The organism is Nocardia sp. NPDC002869, assembly GCF_046764065.1.
Taxonomy (GTDB): Bacteria; Actinomycetota; Actinomycetes; order Mycobacteriales; family Mycobacteriaceae; genus Nocardia; species Nocardia rhamnosiphila.
On sequence record NZ_JBKOOL010000084.1, the window covers coordinates 1 to 24,560 of the forward strand.

A 24,560-nucleotide genomic window follows, 5' to 3' on the forward strand; every position below is an offset into this window, starting at 1 on the left:
CACGAAAGCTCCGACCTCGATTCAGGCGTCCGGTACCGAGACCCCGCCGGCCGGCGATCCAGATAGCGCCGGTACGGGGTACACGCTACCCACGCGAACCCGGACGCTCACCGGGTGGGCCCGTACGGCGGCCACCACCGCCGAAGTGCTCTCGACGAGCGACCCCGAACTCATCGCCCGCGCGGTCGCCGTGGTCGCCGAGGACAACGACGGCAAACCAGAGCATCTGCGGCGCGGTGTGATCGCCCGCGGGCTCGGCCGCTCCTACGGCGACAATGCCCAGAACGCGGGCGGGCTGGTCATCGATATGACCGCTCTGAACCGGATCCATCGCATCGACCAGGACACCCGGCTGGTGGATGTCGACGGCGGTGTCACGCTCGACCAGCTGATGAAGGCCGCGCTCCCGTTCGGTCTGTGGGTTCCCGTACTGCCGGGCACCCGGCAGGTCACCGTCGGCGGCGCCATCGGCTCCGATATCCACGGTAAGAACCATCACAGCGCGGGCAGCTTCGGTAACCATGTGCGGTCCATCCAGCTGCTCACCGCGGACGGCGAAGTCCAGACCATCGGCCCCAAGAAGAACGCCAAGCTGTTCTGGGCCACCATCGGCGGCTGCGGTCTCACCGGCATCATCCTGCGCGCCACCATCGAGATGACGCCGACCGAGACCGCGTACTTCATCGCCGACGGCGATGTGACCTCCGGCCTCGACGAAACCATCGCGTTCCACAGCGACGGCTCCGAGGACAACTACGAGTACAGCTCGGCCTGGTTCGACGCGCTCAGCCCGATGCCCAAACTGGGCCGGGCGGTGATCTCGCGGGGTTCGCTGGCCAAGCTGGACCAGCTGCCGAAGAAGCTGCGCAAGAACCCGCTGGGCTTCACCGGGAAGACGTTCTTGACGTTCCCCGATGTGTTCCCCAACGGTCTGCTCAACAACAAGACGTTCACCCTCGCCACCGAGATCTGGTACCGCAAGGGCGCCACCTACCGGCAGAAGCCGCAGAACCTGACGGCCTTCTACCACCCCCTCGATATGCTCGGCGAATGGAACCGGGCCTACGGGTCGCGCGGCTTCCTGCAATACCAGTTCGTGGTGCCGCCGGAGGCGGTCGAGGAGTTCAAGCAGATCCTCATCGACATCCAGGCGAGCGGGCACTATTCGTTCCTCAACGTGTTCAAGTACTTCGGCGAGGGCAACCAGGCGCCGCTGAGCTTCCCCATGCCGGGCTGGAACGTCTGCCTGGACTTCCCGATCGCGCCCGGTCTCAACGACTTCGTCACCGAACTGGACCGGCGCGTACTGGAGTTCGGCGGACGGCTCTACACCGGTAAGGACTCGCGCACGACCGCCGAGAACTTCCATCAGATGTATCCCCGGATCGACGAGTGGATCAAGGTCCGCCGCAGCGTCGACCCCACAGGCGTTTTCATGTCCGATATGGCGAGAAGGCTGGAGCTTCAGTGATCAACGCGGTAGGCAATCCGCAGTCCATTCTGCTGTTCGGCGGGACCTCGGAAATCGGCCTCGCGATCGTCGCGGAGTACCTGAAGAAGGGACCGGCCCGGGTGATCCTGGCCACCCTGCCGGGTGATCCGCTGCGGGATACCGCGGTGGCGCAGACCAAGGCCGCGGGTGCGAGCCAGGTCGATGTGATCGATTTCGACGCGCTCGACACCGACAGCCATCCGAAGGTCGTCGACCAGGCCTTCGCCGATGGGGACGTCGATGTCGCGATCGTCGCGTTCGGGCTGCTCGGCAATGCCGAGGAATTGTGGCAGGACCAGCGCAAAGCGGTGCAGATCGCGCAGATCAACTACACCGCCGCGGTCTCGGTCGGCGTGCTGACCGGCGAGAAGATGAAGGCGCAGGGCTTCGGCCGGATCATCGCCATGTCCTCGGCGGCCGGCGAGCGGGTGCGCCGCTCCAACTTCGTCTACGGCTCCACCAAGGCCGGGCTGGACGGTTTCTATCTGGGTCTCGGCGAGGCGCTGCGCCCGCACGGCCCCCGGGTGCTGGTGATCCGGCCCGGTCAGGTGCGCACCACCACCACGATCGAGCACTGGAAGGCCACCGGCGCCAAAGAGGCGCCGTTCACGGTCGACAAGGAAGAGGTCGCCGCGCTGGCGGTGGACGCCTCGGAGAAGGGTAAGGAGCTCATCTGGGCACCGGGCGCGTTCCGGTACGTGATGATGATCCTGCGCCATATCCCGCGGTCGATCTTCCGCAGGCTCCCCGTCTAGCTCTGCCCGCTTCGGCCTGCTCGCATTCAGCGGGCAGGGCCGGTGAGCAGTCTCACGATGTTCGAGGGCCGTCGCGCACCGATCCGGTGTGCGACGGCCCTCGTCGTATTCGGTACTTCCGGCGGGCCACCGCGTGCGATGGCCGCTACCGCTGTTACACGCGTGTCATTCGCTGGCCCAGCTCGCGGCGCAGCACCTCCTGGGACGGCAGGCGCCCGAGGACGCGCAGTACCGACGGTCGTAGTTCCTTTTGCTCCTCATCGGTGAGCAAGCCGACGAGATCGCGCAGTTCCATATCGTCGAAGGCCGAAGTCATGCGAACAAGCCTACGGGCCGTGCTGCCGTTCGTCATCCGTTCGGCAATTCCCTCACATGGAAATAAACCGATATGTGAGCCATAACACTTGATAGACGAGTCTCGATGTAGCGCAACCTCGTTCAACTCACTTTGATCGGATCGTCGCTGCTCATCCCGCCTCGATCCGCCTCGGTGACGGTCGTTTCGGCCGGTACGGCGTCGGGCCGGTACGGGGTGAAACGCTCCAGCGAACCCCAGTCCCGGGCCCAGTCGTCGGACAGATAGGTCGCCACCGAATCGGCTTCCAGCAGTAGCTCGGTCCAGCCGAGCGGGCCGCCGCCGATATGGTCCTGCCACGCGTTGGAGGCGTCGGAACCGACGCGGTCGGGCAGGATCCGCCAGCGCGGCACCTCCGCGACGCCGTGGCTGTGGTCGAACGGCCGCTGGCAGCCGAAGGCCAGCCCGACATGCCAGTCCAGCAACACCGGGTCGGTGTGTCCCACAACGGAATCCAGCGTGGCCAGCCGCGGCAGCCGCGGCGGCGTGATCGCCAGCCACTGCCGTGCGGTGATGTCGTTGTCGACGGCCACCAGACGGACCGCGTTCACCTCCCGGGGCAGCTGGTCCAGGGGTACACGCAGATTGCGCCAGGACGGATTGGGGCCGATATCCAGCGGTGTCACCGATCCGAGCACCGTCATGGTGCCGTCGGCACCGCGTGTCCCGTACTCCACCGTCAGGTCCTGGCCGTAGGTGAGCACGCCGTCGGCGTCCACCGATCTGATCCGGCCCGCGGCGGTCAGGGCGAGCACCCGGTAGGCCGGGTCGGCCCGCATCTCGTCGGTGAGATCCAGGCGGTACCAGCCGGTGGTGAGCTTCGCCTGCTGCTGGTCGCCGGTCTTGTAGCTGCCGAGCACCGGGGTGCGGGCCGGGTCGAGACCGAACGGCAGCGCCACCGTGGAACCGTTGATACCGGCCTGCACGGACGTACCGCCACCGGTCCCGGCGCCGGTGGTGTCGGTGGTCTTGTTCTCGGTATCGGATTCGACGGAATTCGCACCGCCGGAGGTGGTTTCCTCGGCGTCGGCAGTCAGATCCTCGGCCACCCCGTCCGGGGTGAATCCGACGGTCCGCGCCTCGGGGTCGGTGGAGATCAGGCCGTCGGCGGGGTCGCCCTCGTACGGGAGCAGCAGGGAATCGGCGGTATTCGTCTCCACCAGCACATCGTCGGCCAGGCCGCACGGGTCGCCGGCCAGCGCACGGACATTCGATTTGGCGACGGAGTAGGCCGGGTACTGCCCCACGGCCGCCTTGGTCAGCGATGCGATCTCGAAGAGCACCAGTAATGCCGCGGCCACCGTGAGCGGCGCTGTGTAATACCGCGCCGCCTTCGGCGTCGCGGGTTCGGGGAGGTACGGCGTCCGGTAGTGCAACCACAACGCGGTGAGCAGCGCGAGCACGGCGAGGCCGAGGAACAGGGTGGACAGGCCCTTACCGGCGATCAGCGGTGCCTTGTCCCACCACGGCACACCGTAACTGGACACGTACCACCAGCCGTTGGAGCCGGTGAACGTGATCGCCAGCAGGAACAGCACGGCGGCGGCGAACAGGGCGCGATTGCGCGGGGCCCGGATACCGTTGGTGCCCACCGCGACAGCGGCCAGCGCCGCCAGCGAACCCGCCAGGCCCGCGTAGACGCCGAAGTGATGGGTCCATTTGGTGGGTGTGAACATCATCAGCAGCAGCGAGGCGAACACAATGCCCAGGATCCGCGCCGACGGGCCGCGCGAGGTTCCGGGGATCCGGCCCTTGCGCAGCACCTGCAGGACGCACACCAGCAGGCAGAGCAGCATGAGCAGGACTCCGAACCGCCGCGCCAGCGAACCGTCCGGGGAGAGCATGAGCAGCGAATCCCAGCGGGTGCGTTCGTCGAACCAGGCCACATTCGGTCCGACCGCGGTACGGACGCGGGTGGCCTCCAGCACCGTGGACAAGGTCTGGTCGGCGAAGATCACCACCAGCACCAGGGTTCCGGCGGCCAGACCCGGCAGGATCAGGCTCGCGTACCGCCACAGCGCCCGCGCCCGGGAAGCGCCGCCCCGGGCACGCGCGATGATGATCTGGAGTACCGGCCGGGAACCGGCGATCAGCGCGGCGATGCAGATGAGCCCGGTGGGTCCGGCGGCCAGCGAGAAGGCCGCGATGAGTACCGCGATCGCAGCGGGCAGCAGCCGCGCGGTGGCGATCGCGCGTTCGATCGAACACCAGGTGAGCAGCGCACCGGCCGCGATCAGCGGTTCCGGGCGCAGACCGTTGTCGTAGGGCAGCCAGAACGCCAGGAATACCAGGCCCGCGGTCCACAGGGCGATCTGATCGCCCCGTACCCGCGCACCCAGCCGGGGCAGCACCTCCCGGCTGATCACCAGCCAGCACACGATCCCGGCCAGCAGCGTGGGCAGCCGCATCCACGGGCTCGACTCCGAGACCCGCGTCATCCAGGCCAGCACTTCGTAGGACCAGCCGAACGGCGCTTCCGGCACGCCGAACCAGCGGTAGTAGTTCGCCAGATAGCCGGCTTTGTCCGAAACGCGGGCCATGTTCAGGATGTAGCCGTCGTCGGAGGTGTTGGCCCCGATGATGTGCCAGCCGACGAGTACACCGAGCACCGCGCCGTCGGCGAGCCGGAAACGCCACCAGTGCGCGGGCAGGAAACGGCGGGCGCGGCGGCCGTCGGTGGTGTCGAGTAGATGCAACGCGATCAGGGCGAGCACCGTGAACACCACCGCGCCGACGATCGCGGCCAGCTTGAGCGGCGTCGGGGACGAGGTGAAACGCGAGTCGATATCGGCGTGCAACCGGATACCACCGAGCTGCCCCTGCGGCAGGTCGGTGAACACTCCGACCAGCTGCGGACGGATATCCCGGTCCACCCGAGCGCGGAACGGTGTTCCGCCGGACCGGGTGGTACCGGTCAGTTCCGCGGTGGTCACGGCGGCCGACGAGGTGACGGTCAGGGCCTGGCAGCCGCCCAGTTCGGCGCGCTCGGCGGACAGCAGTGGCACATCGCGCAGCACCACCGACAGGGTGTCGCCGGTCACCGTGACCCGTAGCCCGCGCGCCGACGACTGGCCCGAACCGTCGGGCACCGTTTCCACCACCGTGCCCTCGGCGGTGTTCAGCGCCGGACACGGCACGGTGAGGTCCAGCCGCAGCGGCTGATAACTCACCAGCGGCGCCTCCACGCTCGCGGCGCCGGCCTGCGGCCAGTCCAGGGCGGCTCGGTCCTGGCGCACCGGCAGCAGCGGCGCCGCCACGGCCAGCACGAACCCGAGTAGCCCGGATACCAGAGCCAGCAGGCGGATACGGTTCAACGCTCGAGGAGATCGGTCCGGTCGCACGGGGCTCGACTCTAATAGGCGCTGCTGAGCGGAGCTCACCCGCAGACCGCGCGCGGCCGGCTCGGCGGCGGAAGTACGCTCGGCCGGACGCGGCGGCAACCGGGTGGCCCGCGGCGGGCGGTTTCGCTCAGCGGTTCACGACGACCAGGGTGAACGGGCCGATATCGGTCACGGTGAAACGCGGGTCGTCGAACAATTTCGCGGGGAACGCGACGGTGTAGCGACGGACGTTCGGGTCGTTCGGGTACACATCGGCGGCCAGTCGCAGGGTGTACTCGTCGCCACTGCGACGGAACAGGAACGCATCGGGTGCGCGCCACGGCGCCGCGGCCAGCGCGTCGAGAAGTTCGTCCGGTGTGTCCTTTTCGCTCCACTGCTCGATCGCCGCGGACCGATCCGCGTAATCGGCCAGTGGATTGGCGTAGTGCGAGGTCATGCCTTGGAAGCCGAAGTACGGGTAGTAGGCGAGGAAGGTGGTGTCCCCGGTGAGCAGCACCGTTTCCGAGGGCTCGCGGCCGGTCTGCGCTCGCAGCGCGTCGTCGATATTGTGGTAGTGCCGGACCGCCGACGGGTCGCGTTGGTCGGCCCGCCGGCCGTCCCCGTCGGTATCGGTGTAGGCGGTGGTGATCTCGGGGGCCAGGACATGGGGAATGTCCTGGCAGTAGGCGAGCGCGCCCACCGTTGCCAGCACGATGGCCACCCAGCGGAACCGTGCCGGTTCGTTGAGCGCCTGGTGCACCGCCCGCGCCCCCTCCACGAAACCGAATCCGCCCGCGGCCGCCAGCAGGACCAGCAGCACCGGTTCCAGCCGGAACGACAGCAGCGTGGACCCGGCCGCGGTGGCCAGCATCGACAGCAGCGACCACAGGTACACCGCGACCACGCCGAGACCGAGCGACTGGGCGCGGCGCGAAGAACTCGCGCGCATCACCAGCCAGCTGGTTCCGATCAGGCACAGCGCGCCGAGCAGCGAGAAATGCGCCATGGGAAACGCCAGTTCGGACCCGGCCTCGGGCAGATAGTGAAACGCGCCGCCGGACTGCAGTTTCGGCCGATCCAACATCCGGAGCAGGAACGGCAGGAACACCGGTAGCGCGATCACTGCGGCGATCACACCCATCACGATCAGCCGCAACAGCGGGGCGCCGATCGCCCGGCCGGCGCTACCCACCGGCGCATGCGATTCCCCGGTGTGTGCCGCGATCCGGCGCGGTGTCCGAGCGGTGTAACGCGCCCGCACACCGAGTCCAGCGGCAACCACCGCCATGAGTACGACCGTGAATACGGCGAACGCGAAATAGAGCGTGTAGCAGGCGGCCGCGAGCCCCAGGAACAACCCGGTGCCCAAGACCGCGCCCCAGCCACCCGCGGTGCGGCCGCCGCTTTCCGGCTCGCCTCCGTCCCCGGTCTTCGTCCCGGCACCGGTCAGTTCGGCGGGCCGGTACAGCGCGCCCCAGGCCATCACCAGCACCGGCGGCAGCAGAATCGCGATCACCGCACCGTAGGCCTCCGGCGCGGCATAGGTGACGGCCACCGCCGTCACCGCGCTGGTGACCCCCACCGCCCAATCCGCGCGGATCAGCTGGGTCCACAACACCAGCGACACCACCGCGGCCACCGCGATCGACCCGATCGCATACGGCTTGAACACTTCCCAGCCGTCCATCCCGAGCACATTCGCCACCCGGCCGCCGACCCAGAACCAGCCGGCCGGATAGAACGGCGGCAGATCGGCGTAGGTCATATCGCGCAACGCGGCGCTGTCGGTGAGCCGGGTCAGGTATTCGGTCCGGAACTCCTGGTCCACCGAGATACCGAACAGGTAGAGCTTGGTGGCCGCCAGTGGCATCCCGAGAGTGACCGTGACGAACGCCGAGATACCGGTCCAGGACAGCAGTTTCGCGAGCCATCGCGAACGCCGCAGTCGCAGCAGGGCGATGGACCCCGCGATGAGCGCCGCGGCCCCCACCTGACCGACAGTGGTCAGTGCCCGCACGACATTGGAGGAGTTGAACGCGGGCCACTGCACCAGGGAGAACGCGACCAGCCCGACGGCGACCACCACCACCGCGACCACCGTCGCGAGCACCGCTTCGCCGACTCCGGCCCCGACCTGACGCACCAACCGCGCGCCGCGACTCGTCGTCATCGGCGTACTTACCTCCGGCTCCCGATCCACCTACTGGGCGTCGGTCAGCCTAGTGCAGGGCTTCCGGAGAGGACCGTTCACACGGATCGGACGATCGGAGCCGTCGGCCACCGAAGGCTGCGCAGCCGACCTCCCGGAGCGCTCGAGAGAACGCCCTGGACCTCCCGGACAAAACGCGGCGACCGACACCGGAATTGTGCACTCCGATGCCGGTCGCCGTGGTCGTTCAGATCAGAAAACCCGCAGTTTGCCCGGATCCCACAACCCGTTGCGGGTCTCGGTACCCGTCGCCAGTTCCGCCGGTACCGCGTCGTAGTACTGGTCGTAGCGTTCCAGCGTGCCCCAGTCCCGGCCCCAGTCGTGGTTCAGATAGGTCGGGATCGTGGTCGACTTCGCCAGCATCTGGGAGAACCCGAGTGGACCGCCGAACTCCTGGGCCTGCCAGGTGTTGGTGGAGCTCACCGCGAGCGGGCGGTCCGGCAGGATGCGGAACTCGGGTACCTCGGCGACCCCGTTCACGTGCCGGAACGGGCGCTGGCACGGGAACTGCAGGCCGACCGCCCAGTCGAGCAGGATCGGTTGCTGCGAACCGAGGTAGTCGTTGGCCGATTCCAGTTTCGGTACCCGCGGCGGGGTGAACGCCAGCCACTGGTCGCCGATGAGGATCGGGTCGTTGGCGACGACCCGGACCGCGTCGGCCTCGGGGGCGATCTCGTCCAGCGGCACCCGCAGGTTGCGCCAGGACGGGAAGGGGCCGATATCGCGGGGCAGGTAGGTACCGAGCCGGGTGACCGAACCGTCCGGCTGCCGTTTGCCGTAATCGACGGTCAGCGACTGGCCGTACTGCATGGCGCCGGTGTCGTCGTAGGACAGGATGCGACCGGCCGCGGTGATCACCACCAGCGGATGGTCGGGCGAGCGTTCGGGCAGTTCGTACCAGCTCGACGAGACGAACGCGGGCTGCTGCACACCCTCCTGGTAGCTGCCCAGGATGGGGGTGGTGGCCGGGTCCAGGCCGAAGGGCAGGGCCACCGTACTGCCGTTGACCCCCTGGGCGCCCTGACCGCCGCCGGTACCGGCGTTCTGACCCTCGGCGAACGCGGCGCCCACGGATTGACTGGAGGTGTTGCCGGTACCGGGTTTCACCTCGACCGCGTCGGCGGACAGATCATCGGGGACGCCGTTGGGATCGAAACCGACCGGGTCGACCCCGGCCAGCGGATCGTCCGGGTTGGTGGGCGGGTTCGCCGGATCGATGATCGGGTTCAGCCGTCCGGCGTTCGCGTTCGATTCGACCAGGACATCGTTGGCCAGACCGCAACTCTGCCCGCTCAGCGCGTCGATATTGCCGCGGGCCAGCGAATACCCCGGGTACTGCGAGTAGGCGCCCTTGGCCAGGGAGAGCACCTCGAACAGCACCATCGCCGCGGCCACCAGCGTGAGTGGGATCGCCGCGAACTTGCGGATCCGGCGGCCCCGGGCGGTGCGCGTGGAGTTCGGCGGTTTGGCGTAACCCTCACGCAGCGTGTGCCAGCCGGCGAGCAGCAGAGCCGCGGCGAACAGCACCAGCAGCACAGTGTTGGAGGAGATACCGGCCAGCACCACCCGCTTGTCGAACCAGGGCACCCCGTAACTGGACACGTACCAGTAGCCGTTGATACCGGAGAACGCCACTGCAAGCGTGAAGAGCAAACCGGCCAGGAAGATCGCCCGGTTCTTGTGCGCCCGCAGCGCCGAGGCCGATACCGCGACGGCGGTCACCGCGGCCAGCGATCCCGCGATTCCGGCATAGGCGCCGAAATGGTGGGTCCACTTGGTCGGGTTGAACATCATGAAGAAGATCGTGCCGAACACCACACCCATCAACCGCCAGGTCGGTGCGGCGGCGATACCCGGCACCCGGCGCCGGCGCAGCAGCACCAGCATGGTGGTGAACAGGCACAGCAGCATGACCAGGAAGGCGAAGCGGCGCGACAACGACCCATCGACGGTCTCGACGAACAGGTAGTAATACCGCAGGTAGTCCTCGTACCAGGCGAGGTTGGGCCCGGCCAGCTGCCGGACCCGGTTCGCCTCCTGGATACCGGCGAAGGTCTGGTCGCCGTAGACCACGGTGAGCACCAGGAACCCGGCGGCGGCCAGCGGCGCCAGCAGCGCGACCGTGCCGTGTTCCCGGTGCCGTCGTACGACGATGCGGGTGAGGGGCCGGATACCGGCCAGCAGCGCGGCCACACACATCAGGCCGGTCGGCGCGGCGGCGAGCGTGAACGCCGCGACCACCACCGCCACCGCGGCCGGCAGCAACCGCGCGGTCGCGATGGCGCGCTCGATGGAAACCCAGGTGAGCAGTGCGCCGAGGGCGACGATCGGCTCCGACCGCAGACCGTTGTCGTAGGGCAGCCAGAACGCCAGGAAGACCAGCCCGCCGGTCCACAGCGGAACACTGCCGAACCAGGCGCGCCCGCGGGCGCCGCGCAGGCCGTTGCCCAGTCGCGGCACCACCTCGCGACTGATCAGCATCCAGCACAGGATCCCGCACGCCAGCGCGGGCAGGCGGACCCAGGGGCTGGCCGTGGAGACCTCGGCGAACAGCTGGATCACGTAGTAGTACCAGCCGAACGGCGCCTCGGGTACGCCGTACCAGCGGAAGTAGTTGGCCGTATAGCCCGCGTCCGGCGCCACCCGGACCATGCTCAGGATGTACCCGTCGTCGGAGGTGTTGGCGCCGAGGAAGTGCCAGATCAGCAGCGTGCCGATGACACCGCTGTCGGCGAGGGTGGGCTGGAGCCAGTGTGCCGGCAGAAAACGCCGGTGGCCGCGCCCGTCACTGGTGTCCAGTCGCGCCAGCGCCACCAGCGACAGCACCGTGCACAGCACGGCGGCGACCATCGCGACGAGTTTGATCCAGGTGGGGCTGGAGCTGAACCGGGTGTCGATCGTGGATTCCAGGTTCAGTCCGGCCGGGATACCGCCGGTCATATCGGTGAACACACCGACCAGCTGCGGACGCAGATCACCGACCAGCCGGCCCGCGTTGGGTTCGCCGTTCTCCATGGTGAGCCCGACGAAGGCCGCGCTGGTGGCTTCGATGTCGGAGCGGATGGTGATGGCCGAGCAGTTCGCCATCGCCGCCCGATCGGCGCTCGCCACGACCGCATTGCGGTCCACCACGTCCACCGAGGCCTCCGAAACCCGGACGAACAATGCCTCCAGCGCCGCGCGGTCGCCCTGCGGGGGTGCGGTGGCCAGCAGCATGCCGCCCTGCGGGGGCAGCTGGTTCACCGCCGCGCACGGGATGGTCGCGGTGAGGTCGATCGGCACCTGCGACATCAGCGGCGCCTGCACATTGGCCAGGCTGTCGTGCTGCGGCCAGCTCAGCGTCGCCGTGGTCTGGGTGACCGGCAGAAAGGGTGTGGCGATCGCGAACAGCGCCCCCAGCACACCGGTGATGATCGCGACGACACGCGCGATCCGGAAATCCTGCGGCGCGACCTTCGGCTCCGGCTCCGGTGGCGTCTTCGTCAGTACTGCGGTGGCGACTTCTGGCACGCTGGCATGCTACTTGGGCGCGGCGCGCGGGGCCCGGCGGTGCCCCGGCGCGTACCCGATCCGAAGGAAAACACACCCGGCATCCGGGGCATACAAACCACCCGAATGGGGTAAAGACGGGCGGCTGGCACAATCTGCCGGGAAACACCCCCTTAAGCGCGGGGTCCAGCGGCGGTAATGGAAAGGTAGGGGCATGACCAAGGTGAATCTCGAGACGAACTACGGAACCATCGGCCTCCAGCTGGACGAGGCGAAGGCGCCGGCCACCGTCCGTAACTTCGTCGAATACGTCAAGTCGGGACATTACGACGGCACGATCTTCCATCGCGTTATCCCGGGCTTCATGATCCAGGGCGGTGGTTTCGACGGCCAGATGCAGCAGAAGCCCACGCAGGCGCCCATCCAGAACGAGGCGGCCAACGGCCTGAAGAACAACAAGTACACGGTCGCCATGGCGCGTACCAACGATCCGCACTCGGCGACCGCGCAGTTCTTCATCAACGTCGCCGACAACGAATTCCTCAACCACACCCAGCCGGCGGGCCAGGGCTGGGGCTACGCCGTCTTCGGCGAGGTCACCGACGGCACCGACGTGGTCGACAAGATCGCCGGCGTGTCCACCTCGTCGCAGGGCATGCACCAGGACGTCCCGGTGGAGAACGTGGTCATCGAATCCGCGGCGATCACCGGCTGATCAGGACCGGTACGTGACGGTTCGGGTTGTTCCACCGGGACAACCCGAACCACTGAGCGGCTACAGCGGCAGCAGGTGATGTTTGCGCGGGTTGCGGATCACGGTCTTGTCCCGCAGCAGATGGAGCGCCCGCCGTAGTTCCAGCCGGGTCTGCGCCGGTTCGATCACCGCGTCGATGAATCCGCGTTCGGCCGCCACCCACGGCGTGGCCATGGTGGCGTTGTAGAAGTCGATCATCTGCCGGCGTACGGCCGCCTTCTGCTCCTCGGGCGCGGCCGCGATCTGCGCCGCCCCGATGAGGCTGACCGCGCTCTCCGCGCCCATCACCGCGATCCGGGCGGTGGGCCAGGCCAGGTTGATATCCGCGCCCAGCTGCTTGGAACCCATCACCGCGTAGCCGCCGCCGTAGGACTTGCGGACCACCACGGTCACCTTCGGCACGGTCGCCTCCACGAAGGCGAACAGGAACCGGCCGCCGCGTTTGATCACGCCGACCTTCTCCTGTTCCACGCCGGGCAGGAAGCCGGGGGTGTCGACCACGAACACCAGCGGGATCTCGTAGGCGTCGCAGAGCCGGACGAAATGCGAGGCCTTGTCCGAGGCCCGGGCGTCGAGGGCGCCCGCGTAAACCATCGGCTGATTGGCCACCACGCCCACACTGCGGCCGTCCACCCGAGCGAACCCGGTGATGATATTGCGACCGGCTTCGGCACCGTATTCGTGGAAGTGGCCGTCGTCGAAGATACGCAGCAGCACTTCGTGCATGTCGTAGCCGGAATTATCCGAATCCGGCACGAGCGAGTTCAGTTCCCGGTCCGAATCGGTGATCTCCGGTTCGAGGCCGGGGTTCACGATCGGCGGTTTCTCCTGGCAGCTGGTCGGCATGTACGACAGGTATTCCCGAACCCATTCGAAAGCCGCCTGCTCGTCCTTGGCGACATGATGGATATTGCCGTACTGGGCCTGGCTGTGCGCCCCGCCCAGCTCTTCCAGGCTCACGTCCTCACCGGTGACCTCACGGATCACCTTGGGACCGGTGACGAACATGTACGCCGCCTCGGTGGCGACCACGACATCGGTGTTGATCGGCGAGTACACCGCGCCACCGGCACACTTGCCGAGGATCAGCGAAATGGTCGGCACCATTCCCGACAGCAGCTCCTGCCGGGTCGCCAGCTCGGCGTACCAGGCCAGCGAGGACACCGCCTCCTGCACCCGGGCACCGCCGGAGTCGTTGATACCGACCAGCGGGCAACCCACCTTGGCCGCGTACTCCATCACCGCGGCCACCTTGCGGCCGAACATCTCGCCGACCGAACCGCCGTACACGGTCTGATCGTGCGAGAACACCGCGACCGGGCGGCCGTCGACCAGGCCGTGGCCGGTGACCACACCGTCGCCGTAGAGCGCGTCCGGATCACCCGGGCGCCGGACCAGAGCGCCGATCTCCACGAACGAACCCGGATCGAGCAGCATCTTGATCCGGTCACGAGCGCTGGGGATCCCCTTGCGCGCCCGCTTCGCGACAGCGGCTTCCCCCGCCGGTTCCTGCGCCAGCTCCAGCCGCTTACGCAGATCGGCGAGTTTCTCGGCAGTCGTGCTCACTGGCTCCCTTTCCCGGCCGCGCTCGAGGTGATCCGGTCGAGTTTAGCGGTCAGGTCCGTACCAATTCGGCCGATCCTCGGTTCATCGATGATCTGGAGGTGGTCGCCGGGGATGTGCACGATCTCCAGGTTGGGCAGGTACTCGTCCCAGCCGCCGTTGGGGCGGCGCTCGGCGTAGCGGGGTTCGAGCTCGATCGCGCCGTCGTGGTAGCGGTCGGCCAGATAGAGCACCACATCGCCCTCGTAGTGCGTGGGCTGGACTCGCTGCAGCGCGCGGTTCTCGATCCACGAGGTCTTCTGGTGTTCGAGCACTCCACCCGGGATCTTGGCCCCGGTCATCTTGATCAGGTCGGTGATCATCTTGAACTGCTCCTCCTCGGAGGAGTCGGCCAGTTCCCGGAGCTGGTCGTCGTCGAGCTCACCGGCGATATTGAAGGTCTTCTTGGCGAACGCCTGGTAACGCCGCATGCGCTCCAGTCGCTCCCGCGGGCTGTTGTCCTCCGGCTCGGCGGGGATGGCGAGGTCGATCAGGCCCACCAGGCGCACATCGGCGCCCTCGGCACGCAGGATCTGCGCCACCGCCATCGCCAGGACCGCGCCCAGCGACCAGCCATAGAGAACATAGGGCCCCTGACCCTGCAGCTTGCGAAGTTCGGGTACGTACTCCCGGGCCCGTTCCTCGATCGCACCGTCGACCCGCTCGAAGCCGTACATCGGCGTCCCCTCGGGCAGCCGCTTCAGCAAGGGCTCGTACACCAGGGTGTTCCCGCCGGCGGGATGGAAGACGAACACCGGGACCGCATCGGAATTCTCGCCTCGCGCCCGGATGGGGCGGACGAAGCCGTCGACATCGGCACCGCTGTCCTGCAGGGTGCGAACCACATCGGCGAGCTGTTCGATGGTCTCCGAATCCAGCACATCGTCGAGGGTGACCTCCGCGCCCACCCGCTCGGTGAGCCGGGCGGCGAGTTTCTCGGCGGTGTCCTCGTCCAGGATCGGCAGGGTGTTGAAGATTCCCCCGGCCGATTCGCCGGTGATGGTGGCCCAGGCCGCGTAGGTGAGGCGTTCGGCAGCGTCACGTGGCGGAACGTTGTCCTGGTCCGACCCTGCGGCCCCGCCCCCGAACAGCGCGGCACCCGCGGCCGGTTCGGCCTTCGGCGCGGCGGGAGACGCCGGGGCGGCCGGCGCCGGTTCGCTCGCTGTCGGCGCTTCCGCCGCGGCGCCCATCCCCTGGTTCAGCACGGCGACCGGGTCCTCCCCGGCTTGCATCGCGGCCTTGGCGGCGTTCACGAAGTCGTCGTCCACGCTCAGCGCGCCCGCTTCCCCGCCGGCCTGCTGGTCGGCCATCGCCTGGACCTCGTCGCGGTGCTCGATCGCGTAGCGGAGCACCTTGCCGACCTCGTGCAGGCTGGCGTCCCGAACCGCGGAGACCTGCAGCTGCGGGATATCGAATTCGTATTCGACGCGGTTCTTGATCCGCATGGCCATCAGGGAGTCCAGCCCGAGTTCCATGAGCGGGATCTCCATCGGCAGATCCTCGACCGCGTAACCCATGGATTCGGCGACGATCAGCGCCAGCCGCTCCTCGACCGTCTGGCCGCTGTCCGGGTTCCAGCGGTCGCCGAAACCGGCGGTGTCGACGACCTCGACGACCTCGGGTTCGGTGAGCGCGGGCGCGGCCGGGCGCGCTGCCGGTTCGGCGGGCGCCGGCAGCGCGGCACCCGAGGTGACCACCGCGTCGAACAGCAGCCGGAACTGCGCACCGTCGCGGGCGTGCACCTGGATGGACGCGCCACCGGGATGCGGGGTCAACGTCGTGACGAGCGTGCCCGTGGCGGGCAGCGGCGCGTGCGCGATACTGGCGCCCAGGTTCACGTCCGCGAGTACCTGCGTCGCGGCCGAACGCACCAGCGTGGGCAGATCGTCGACCGATGCGGCCCGGACCTCCCAGACGTGCCGGCCGTCCGGCAGCGCGACCGACGCGCCCGGCACTCGGGCGTTCCCACCGGCCGAGAAACCGCTCATCTTGGGCCAGTACGGTTTTCGCACGAACGCGGTACGCGGGATATCGGCGTACGGTCCGGCCGGTACCAGTGAGCCCAGGTCCACGGCATGGCCGTGTACGTACAGCTGCGCCAGCGCGGCGATGACACCGGCCGATTCGTCTTCCTTGCGCTTGAGCGTGGGAATCAGCTGCGCGTCGGGAAGCCCGGCGGCGAAGGTGGTGCCCAGCACCTGCATCAGTGCCACCGAGTTCGGCGCCAGCTCCAGGAACGTGGTGATCCCGGAATCGACCGCGAGTCGCACCGCGTTGGTGAAGTACACGCTGTGCCGCATGTTCTTCACCCAGTAGTCCTCGGTGTGCACCGGATCGTGGCCGGGCGTGTAGTACTGCTCCTTGTCGACCGTGGAGTACAGGCCGACCTTCGGCCTCGTGGGTTCGATCCCGGCCAGTTCGGCGGCCAGTTCGCCCAGCAACGGGTCCATCTGGGAGGTGTGCCCGGCACCCTTGGTCTGCAGGACGCGGGCGAACTTACCGGCTTCCTCCACCCGGCCGACGATCGCCGAGACCTGGTCGACCGGACCACCGATCACCGTATTGGTCGGCGCGGCGTACACCGCGACCTCGACATCGGGGAATTCCGGCAGCAGCGCGGCGACCTCGTCGGCACTCATCTCGACCAGTGCCATATTGCGCACGTCGGCGTCGGAGAGCATCTGCTCGCCCTCGCCCATCAACCGCGACCGCGCGCAGATGACGCGCACCGCGTCCTCCAGCGGCAGCCCGCCGCAGATGTAGGCGCCGGCCACCTCGCCCATCGAGTGCCCGACCACGGCGGCGGGTTCCGCGCCGTGTGCCCGCAGCAGCGCGGCCAGACCGAGCTGGATGGTGAAGATGCCGACCTGGGAGGTGCCCACGTCGTAGTCCTGGCCGTCGTCGAGGATCATCTCGCGCACCGAGTACCCGGCCTCGTCCTGCACGAGTTCGTCGACCTCGTCGACGGTGCGCCGGAAGATCGCGTTCTCCTGGTAGAGCTGTTTGCCCATCTTCCGGTGCTGGGCGCCGAACCCGGCCATCACCCACATGGGACCCTGGGCGGCCGGGGCATCGGCGGTGAAAACGCCCGGGCCCGGTTTACCGGCGGCGATCGCCCGCAGTCCGGCCACGGCCTCGGCGTGGTCCTTGGCCAGCACCACACCGCGGGAGCGCCAGTGGCTGCGCCGGGCCAGCGACCGGGCCACATCCACGAGCGGAGTCCGCTGTCCCGCTTCGGTTTCCAGCCAGTCGGCCAGGTCGGTGGCGGCCTGGCGGCGGCGCGAGGGCAGATAGGCGGATACGGCCAGGATCACCGGCAGCGGCTCGGCGCGGTCGGCCGACCACTCGGGCTCGGGAGCGGCGTCGGCGGCGACCGCCGCGGCCTCGGCGACCACATCGGTGCTCGCCACGTCCAGTGTGCCGCTGTCCGCGTCCGGTACGAAGGGCTCGGAGACCCCCACCGGCGCGGCGGGCACGTACTCCTGCACCACCACGTGCGCGTTGGTTCCGCCGAAGCCGAAGCCGGAGATACCGACCGTGGCGGTACCGCTGTAGCGCGGGAACGGCGTCGGCTCGTCGACGACCTTCAGCCGGGCCTGTTCGAACGGGATGTAGGGGTTCGGGCCCGCGTAGTTGATGGTGGCGGGCAGCACATCGTGCTGGAACGCCAGGAGCACCTTCGCCAGGCTCGCCGCGCCCGCGCCGGATTCCAGATGCCCGAAATTGGTTTTCGCCGAACCCAGCAGCACGGGCGCGTCGGCGGCGCGACCGGCACCGACCACCTGGCCCAGCGCCTGGGCCTCGAGCGGATCACCGACCAGGGTGCCGGTGCCGTGGGCCTCGATGTAGTCGACGGTGGAGGGCACGATACCGGCATCACGGTAGGCGCGGCGCAGGACGTCGGCCTGGGCGTCGGGATTCGGCGCGAGAAGCCCGTTGGACCGGCCGTCGCTGTTCACCGCGGAACCCTTGACCACCGCGAGGATGTTGTCGCCGTCGCGTTCGGCGTCGGCGAGCCGTTTGAGCACTACCAGCCCGGCGCCCTCGGAGCGGACCATCCCGTCCGCGTCGGCGGAGAACGCCTTGATCCGACCGTCCTTCGCCACCGCGCCGATCTTGTCGAAACCGAGCGTGGTCATCGGCATGAGCAGCATGTTCACCCCGCCGGCCAGCGCGACGTCGGCGTCACCGGCGCGCAGCGCCTGGACGGCCTGATGTACCGCGACCAGGGTCGAGGAGCAGGCGGTATCCACCGCGACCGAGGGACCGCGGAAATCGTAGAAGTAGGAAACCCGGTTGGCGATGATGCTGCTGGCACTGCCGGTGATCTTGTAGCCCTCCGCCGAAGCGGGGACGTTCGGATCGGTCTCACCCAGACTCATCGCGGCGACCAACTGGAAGTCGGTGGTGGATGTACCGATATACACACCGACCGACTCACCGCGCAGGTCACTGGCCGGGATCCGGGCATGCTCGAGCGCCTCCCAGGTGAGTTCCATGATGAGCCGCTGCTGCGGGTCGATCCGCTCGACCTCCACCGGCGACATGGCGAAGAACTCGGCGTCGAATCCGGTGACGACGTCCTGGTCCAGATAGCCGCCGCGAGTATTGCCCTCGGCCACGGCCTGCGCCAACTGCGGTTCGCTCAGGAATTCCGCCCACCGCCCCTCGGGCAGGTCGCGGATGGCGTCACCACCGTTGATCAGGAATTCCCAGGTCGATTCCGGGGTGTCGCCCGCGCCGGGCAGCCGGGTCGACAGGCCCACGATGGCGATATCGTGCGCGTCTCCCGGTGCGTACCCGGCGGTGTAGAACTGGTCGTCGGTGGCCTCCGCGGTGATCTCCGGCGGACCGTTGACGATGACATCGGCCAGCGAGGCGATGGTCGGGTGCTGGTACACCACGGTCGCGTTCAGCACCACGCCGGTGAGTTCCTCGATCTCACCACCCAGCGCGAGCGCGTCCCGGGAAGCCAGCCCGAACTCTTCCATCGGACGGTCCACGGTGATCTTGTCGACCGGCTGCCCGGTGGCCTCGGCGACCCAGCGCCGCAACCATTCCCGCAGCTCGGCAACCGTGAGCTCGGTGCCCGGCGTGGTAACGCCCGCCGAGGACGCGTCGCCGGCTCCGGCGGCGCGACCTTCCTCGGTGGAAAGGTTCTCGGTCGTCTCCGGCGACATGCCCTCGTTCTCAGCCATCAGTCCTCAAGCTACCTGTCTTTACGCGGTGCCCGGCAGCAGCCTTGCATCGCTGTGGTGGATGGGCGCTTCGCTCACTCGGGGCCGCGACCCGACTCGTTGCCGGCCTATTCCTCGGGCGCGTCCGGAAACGCCTGCTGGGTGTAACCGCCCCGCAGGGTGCCCTCGACATAGGCGGTCTTGCAGGCCCGCCGGGCGATCTTGCCGCTGGATGTACGCGGGATGGAACCCGCCGGTACCAGAAGCAGGTCCCGCACCGTCACGCCGTGACGCTGGGAGACCGAGGCACGGACCGCGTCGGCGATCGGCAGCGGATCCGCCTTACCGGCGCCCGGACCGCGCTCGGCCACGATCACCAACTGCTCGGAGGCGTCGTCGGCGTCGAAATTCAGACCCGAATGGCTGCCCTGGGCGAACACCTCGGCCGGCAGCTGGTTGGCCGGTACCGAGAACGCCGCGACGAACCCGGGCCGCAGCGCATTGCTGGCCTCCTGCGCGGAGAACTCCAGGTCCTGCGGGTAGTGATTACGTCCGTCGACGATCACCAGGTCCTTGACCCGGCCGGTGATGTAGAGCTCACCGTCGAAGTACACGCCGTAATCGCCGGTCCGCATCCAGTACGCGTCGGGCGTGGTGCCCGCGGCGTGGCTGCCCTCGGCCAGCGGGGTGACGATCTTGTTCTGGAAGGTCGCCGCGGTCTCGGCCGCCCGGCCCCAGTACCCGATGCCCATATTGTTGCCGTGCAGCCAGATCTCACCCACGTGGCCGTCCGGCTGCTCCCGGGCGTCACCCTCGACCGACTCCGGATCGACGATCACCGCCCACTGGGATTTCGCCACATAGCCGCAGCTCACCTGCGCGATAGCGTTCTCAGTGCCCTGCTCGACGCGCACCATGCGCCCGGCATTGAGCTCGGTACGGTCCACATAGGTGACCTTGGCCTCGTCCTCGGCCTTGGTCGCCGAGACGAACAGGGTGGCCTCGGCCATGCCGTAGCACGGTTTGATGGCCGTCTTCGGCAGCCCGTAGGGCGCGAACGCGTCGTTGAACTTCTTCATCGACGAGGTGGTCACCGGTTCGCTGCCGTTGATCAGGCCGATCACATTGGACAGGTCCAGTGATTCACCGTTCTTGGGCAGACCGCGTACGGCCGCGTGCTCGAAGGCGAAGTTCGGGGCGGCGGCGAAGGTGCCCGCACCGTCGGAGGCGGCAGCCAGCTCCTTGATCCACCGGTACGGCCGTCGCACGAACGACGCCGGCGACATGATGGTGATGAACTTGCCGCCCACGGCCGGCAGGATCACCGTCAGCAGACCCATATCGTGGAACAGCGGCAGCCAGGTGACGCCGCGGGAGTTCCAGTCGAGGTTGATGGCGTCGACCATCTGCAGCAGGTTGGTGCCCACGGCCCGGTGGGTGATCTCCACACCGGCCGGGGTCCGGGTGGAACCCGAGGTGTACTGCAGGTAGGCGATATCGTCCACCGCGATATCCGGGCGCGTCCAGCTGTCACCGACACTGTCGGGAATCGCGTCCACGGCGATGATGCGCGGCCGTTGCGCGGCGGGCAGCCCCCGGAAGAACTGGCGCACGCCGGCCGCCGCCGAACCGGCGGTCAGAATGGCCGACGGTTTGCAGTCACCCAGTACCGCGTGTAGCCGGTCGGTATGACCCGGTTCGTCCGGATCGAACAGCGGCACCGCGATCGTGCCCGCATAGATGGCGGCAAAGAATGAGATCACATAGTCGAGTCCCTGCGGCGCGAGGACCGCCACTCGGTCACCGGGAGTGGTGACCTGCTGCAGGCGACCGGCCACCGCGCGCAGCCGGACCCCGAACTGTTGCCACGTCAGCTCGTGTACCTCGCCATCGCGCTCGCGCGAGTAGTCGATGTAGCGGTACGCCAAGGTGTTCGCGTCGTTACGGGTGTGCTTCTCGACGTGGTCGACCAGGGTGCGATCATCGGGAATGGTGATGTTCCCGTTCTCGTCCAGGTAGTCGTCGAAAGTCTCGTCCATTCCTTCTCCTCCGAGGCGCACGCGGCAACGGCACGATTGCCGTTATTTACTGTGTGGCCCCGACTCGCTTTCGCCACGGGCGCTCTCCATTCGAGAACCGACCCTGCGGGTTCTGGGTGCGGTCTGCGCGGTGACCGCTATCGGCTAGATGTTCTCAAACCAGAGACATGTTACAGAGACGAGCTTCTCACTCCTCCCGGAGCAAGGGAATCACCGGCGCGAATGCGTCCATCTGGGTGGGGAATATCCCCACATAGGACATACCGGTGAGCTGCCGCACACGGCGCATCTGGTCGGCGATCTCCTCGAACGTGCCGATCGCCACATAGGGCGAACTCAAGATCTCCTCGACCGAGAGCTCGACGTCGACTTCCAGGTCGGGATGCAACCCGCGCTCGATCGCCGACAGCGCCATCTCGGCGGTCTTCTCCCGGTCGTCGGTGATGACGATGGCCGTGATCGCCCAGTTGAGCTCGATCTGCTCGAACCGGTCCCCGGCGGCGTCCTTGATCAGGTTCACCTTCTCGATGGTCTTGTCGAGGGTGATTCCCGAGAGCAGACCTTTACCGTTCGACGTGGTGACCGGAACGATCGAGATGATGTCGGCGTGCTTCGCGGCGAGTTTCAGCATCCGGGGACCGCCGCCTCCGGTACACAGCGGCGGCCGCGGGCCCTGCCGCGGCCGTGGGGTCCCCTTGACACCGTGCACCTGGTAGTACTTGCCCTCGAAGGTGCACTCCTGACCGCGCAGCAGCGTATCGAGAATGGTCAGCGTTTCGTCGAGCTTGGCCAGTCGCACCCCGGGCCGGTCGTAGTCCAGCCCGGCGGCCTCGAACTCGTCGGCCTTCCAGCCGGCCCCGATGCCCACCTCGAGCCGGCCCTTCGACAGCACATCGATGGTGGCCAGATCCTTGGCCAGCACCACGGGGTGCCGAAAACCGTTGGCCAGCACCGAGGTACCGAGGCGGATCCGGTCGGTGGCCTGGGTGAGCGCACCCAGGGCCGCGATCGGGCCGATCTGGTCACCGAGATGATCGGGCACCACGAAGGTGTCGTAGCCGTACTCCTCGGCCTGCTGCGCCGTCTGGATGAACTTGCGGGCGCCGCCCTCCTGCTTGTTTCCCTCACCCGCGGCCGCGAAGCGGAACTTACGCAGCGGGGTGCCCAGCGCGCTCAACTCATCCACCGGTGCGGCGGCTTCTGTCATGAACTCATGCTCCTGGATATCGGAAGTCTGCGCATCCCGTGCCGGCGCAGGGCCCGGGATGCGCGATCACCAGCGCACTTTACAGCCTGCCAGGCAGCGGGGACCACGCTGACTGCGGTGAATTGTCACAAGACGGCCGCCACGGCGTCGTGTGCGCCGTATCCGCGGATCACGAGTGCGGTTGAGACGGCGCGCTGCCGACCAGACCGACCGCCCAGTCGGCCGCCCACTGGGTGGCCGTCGTGCCGTCCGGGTCCACCACGAAGTTGTGGTAGAGGCTGTGTACCGGGTTGCCCACGGCTTGAGCGAGGGTCCCGATACTGCCGAGAATATTGGCCGGACTCAGTGCGTTGCGGGGCGCGTCGCAGATCAGGTCACCGGGCGCGCAGATCGTGTACACCCGGTCGGCCAATTCGCCGAAACCCTCCTTGCGGACGCCGGTCATGGTGATCCCGGGAACGGTCAACCCGGCCAGCGCCACTTCGGCGCCGACCCCGGGCGGCGGAGTGCCGACCTGGATCGGCTGACCGTCACCGGTCTCACCGGACCGCCGTCCGTCGGCGATCAGGGTGACCCCGAGCACCCGGTCCGCGGGTACCGGACCATTGCCCTTGCCGATCTGTTCGGCGATATCACCGACGATCACCGCGCCCTGCGAGAACCCGGCCAGCACATAGGTGGTGAGCGGGCACTCCTGGTGACGCTGGGTCAGGAAATCGAAGGTCCGCCGACTGCCCTCGGTGCGGCTGGCGTTGTAGGAGGCCTGACCGTCCGGCGGAATAGCGATCGGATTGGAGAACTGCGCGATGTAGGGGACGGTGTACACGTCGACCCGGCCCTCCGGGAACTGTTCCCGGACCGGATTGCTCACATTGAGCATGAGCGAGGCCGGGTTGGCCGTCGGGTTGTACGGATCGTCGGCGCTGTTGGACTCCCAGGTACCCGGCACCGAGATCATCTGCACATCCGGGCAGCTCGCGGGCTGACTGGTCGGCTCCCCGGGCCCCGGCCCGGGGCCCGGGCCCGGCCCGGGTTCCCGCAGGCAGCCGGCCAGCAGATACCAGAGCAGGATCACGATGACGAGCCCGACGACTCCCACCGCGAGCAATGTCAGACAACCCTTCGGCCGGGACCGACGGGACCCGTTACGTCCTCTACTCATCGGCTATCACTGGCAGTAGTGCGCTTTGGCGGTGCTGATGTAGATCTGACCCGCCTGCTCCACCGGCATCTTCGCGGGATCGAACGACGGATCCGAACCGGCCATCGCGTTCACGAACGTCGCCATATCGGCATCGGAGGTCCCGGCGGCCACACCCTGGCAGACGTAGTTGCCGATACTCAGCGCGATATCCGGGGAGGACGGGGTGACACCCTGCTTGGCCAGCTCGTCGACGAAGGTCTGCTCCTTCGCGCCGAGATGCCCGGTGTCGGTTTCCTGCGGCGGCACCGGGGCGGGACGCTCCGGCTCCTCGGCCGGCGCCTCGGGTTCGGCCGGCTGCTCGGGCGCGGGCGTTTCGCCCTCCGGTGCCGGTGCCGGGGCCGGGCTCTCGCTCGAGGGCGCGGGGGCCGCACTCGCGGACGTCGTCCCGGCCGAAGTCGACAGCGTCGGGGTGCCGGTCGCGGTCGAGTCGTCGTTGCCGCAGCCGGCGAGCAATCCGGCGGCCGCCACCGCCGCCACCACTCCGAGCAGTGTGCCTCGGGTCCGATACATACATTCCATCCTGTGTTCCGGCGCACGGATGCGCACGGGTTCACGGCCGCTCGAGTCGGGGCCGCCGAACCACTGGGTTGACGGTCGGGTGTGCGTCCCGGCCCGGCGGGTTGGCCCGGGCCGCGACCCCCGAGGGTAGTACTAGACCCGGAATCACCGGTGGACTGCCCGGGCGAGCAGGTTCCGATCGCCCGCTTCGGCCGGGCGGATCGTGTGGTGAGCGGGTGCATCGGTAATGGTGTTGAGCCTTGGGACGAGGTGGAGTCGGAAAACTCACCCGGGCGGGAGCGGCTCACTTGCGACGGGGGTGAGCTCACTGACGAAGACCACGGCGTGGACCCACTCACGAAGGCCACGGCGTGGACCCACTCACGAAGGCCACGGCGTGGACCCACTCACGAAGGCCACGGCGTGGACCCACTCACGAAGGCCACGGCGTGGACCCAC

The 24,560-nt window shown here is 68.2% G+C and carries 13 protein-coding genes; 3 read left to right on the top strand and 10 right to left on the bottom strand.

Annotated features, from left to right (window positions below):
* Window positions 1-145: 145 nt before the first annotated feature.
* Together ACLML9_RS16955 and ACLML9_RS16960 are read left to right on the top strand one after the other, a co-directional pair.
* Window positions 146-1,471: an FAD-binding protein gene (locus ACLML9_RS16955; RefSeq protein WP_411946449.1), complete on the top strand. Its 1,326-nt coding sequence runs from the start codon at window positions 146-148 to the stop codon at window positions 1,469-1,471.
* On the top strand, window positions 1,468-2,247 hold the full coding sequence (locus ACLML9_RS16960; protein ID WP_411946438.1) for a decaprenylphospho-beta-D-erythro-pentofuranosid-2-ulose 2-reductase: 780 nt from the start codon (window positions 1,468-1,470) through the stop codon (window positions 2,245-2,247). Before ACLML9_RS16955 ends, ACLML9_RS16960 begins: the two co-directional genes overlap by 4 nt.
* 154 nt (window positions 2,248-2,401) lie before the next feature.
* Here ACLML9_RS16960 and ACLML9_RS16965 read toward each other — a convergent pair whose 3' ends face one another.
* The 4 genes from ACLML9_RS16965 to ACLML9_RS16980 form a co-directional block, all read right to left on the bottom strand.
* Complete coding sequence (locus ACLML9_RS16965) at window positions 2,402-2,563, bottom strand: hypothetical protein (RefSeq protein ID WP_169333235.1); 162 nt, start codon at window positions 2,561-2,563, stop codon at window positions 2,402-2,404.
* A 122-nt stretch (window positions 2,564-2,685) separates the two neighbouring features.
* Window positions 2,686-5,943, bottom strand: a complete 3,258-nt coding sequence (locus ACLML9_RS16970; protein WP_411946439.1) for an arabinosyltransferase domain-containing protein — start codon at window positions 5,941-5,943, stop codon at window positions 2,686-2,688.
* A gap of 127 nt (window positions 5,944-6,070) precedes the next feature.
* A complete protein-coding gene (locus tag ACLML9_RS16975; RefSeq protein ID WP_411946440.1) occupies window positions 6,071-8,092 on the bottom strand; it encodes a galactan 5-O-arabinofuranosyltransferase in 2,022 nt (673 codons plus the stop codon).
* Between the two features lie 231 nt (window positions 8,093-8,323).
* Window positions 8,324-11,641 carry an arabinosyltransferase domain-containing protein gene (locus tag ACLML9_RS16980; protein ID WP_411946441.1) on the bottom strand — a complete coding sequence of 1,106 codons (3,318 nt, stop codon included), beginning with the start codon at window positions 11,639-11,641 and terminating at the stop codon, window positions 8,324-8,326.
* 193 nt (window positions 11,642-11,834) lie between these two features.
* Between ACLML9_RS16980 and ACLML9_RS16985 the strand changes: the two genes are divergently transcribed.
* Window positions 11,835-12,335 (top strand): peptidylprolyl isomerase, encoded by a 501-nt coding sequence (locus tag ACLML9_RS16985; protein ID WP_411946442.1) that lies wholly within the window; start codon window positions 11,835-11,837, stop codon window positions 12,333-12,335.
* 60 nt (window positions 12,336-12,395) lie between these two features.
* On the opposite strand, the gene ACLML9_RS16990 is transcribed toward ACLML9_RS16985, so the two are convergent.
* From ACLML9_RS16990 to ACLML9_RS17015, 6 genes are all read right to left on the bottom strand, one after another.
* Window positions 12,396-13,940, bottom strand: coding sequence for an acyl-CoA carboxylase subunit beta (locus ACLML9_RS16990; RefSeq protein ID WP_411946443.1), 1,545 nt, complete (start codon window positions 13,938-13,940; stop codon window positions 12,396-12,398).
* Entirely contained in the window at window positions 13,937-19,174 is a 5,238-nt protein-coding gene (pks13, locus tag ACLML9_RS16995; protein ID WP_411946444.1) for a polyketide synthase Pks13, read from the bottom strand. Before pks13 ends, ACLML9_RS16990 begins: the two co-directional genes overlap by 4 nt.
* Before the next feature lie 107 nt (window positions 19,175-19,281).
* Entirely contained in the window at window positions 19,282-21,192 is a 1,911-nt protein-coding gene (gene fadD32 / locus ACLML9_RS17000) for a long-chain-fatty-acid--AMP ligase FadD32 (protein ID WP_411946445.1), read from the bottom strand.
* Between the two features lie 187 nt (window positions 21,193-21,379).
* Window positions 21,380-22,399, bottom strand: a complete 1,020-nt coding sequence (locus ACLML9_RS17005; protein WP_411946446.1) for an LLM class F420-dependent oxidoreductase — start codon at window positions 22,397-22,399, stop codon at window positions 21,380-21,382.
* Window positions 22,400-22,568: 169 nt separating this feature from the next.
* A complete protein-coding gene (locus ACLML9_RS17010; RefSeq protein WP_411946447.1) occupies window positions 22,569-23,561 on the bottom strand; it encodes a cutinase family protein in 993 nt (330 codons plus the stop codon).
* A gap of 6 nt (window positions 23,562-23,567) precedes the next feature.
* On the bottom strand, window positions 23,568-24,113 hold the full coding sequence (locus ACLML9_RS17015) for a DUF732 domain-containing protein (RefSeq protein ID WP_411946448.1): 546 nt from the start codon (window positions 24,111-24,113) through the stop codon (window positions 23,568-23,570).
* Between the last annotated feature and the right edge of the window lie 447 nt (window positions 24,114-24,560).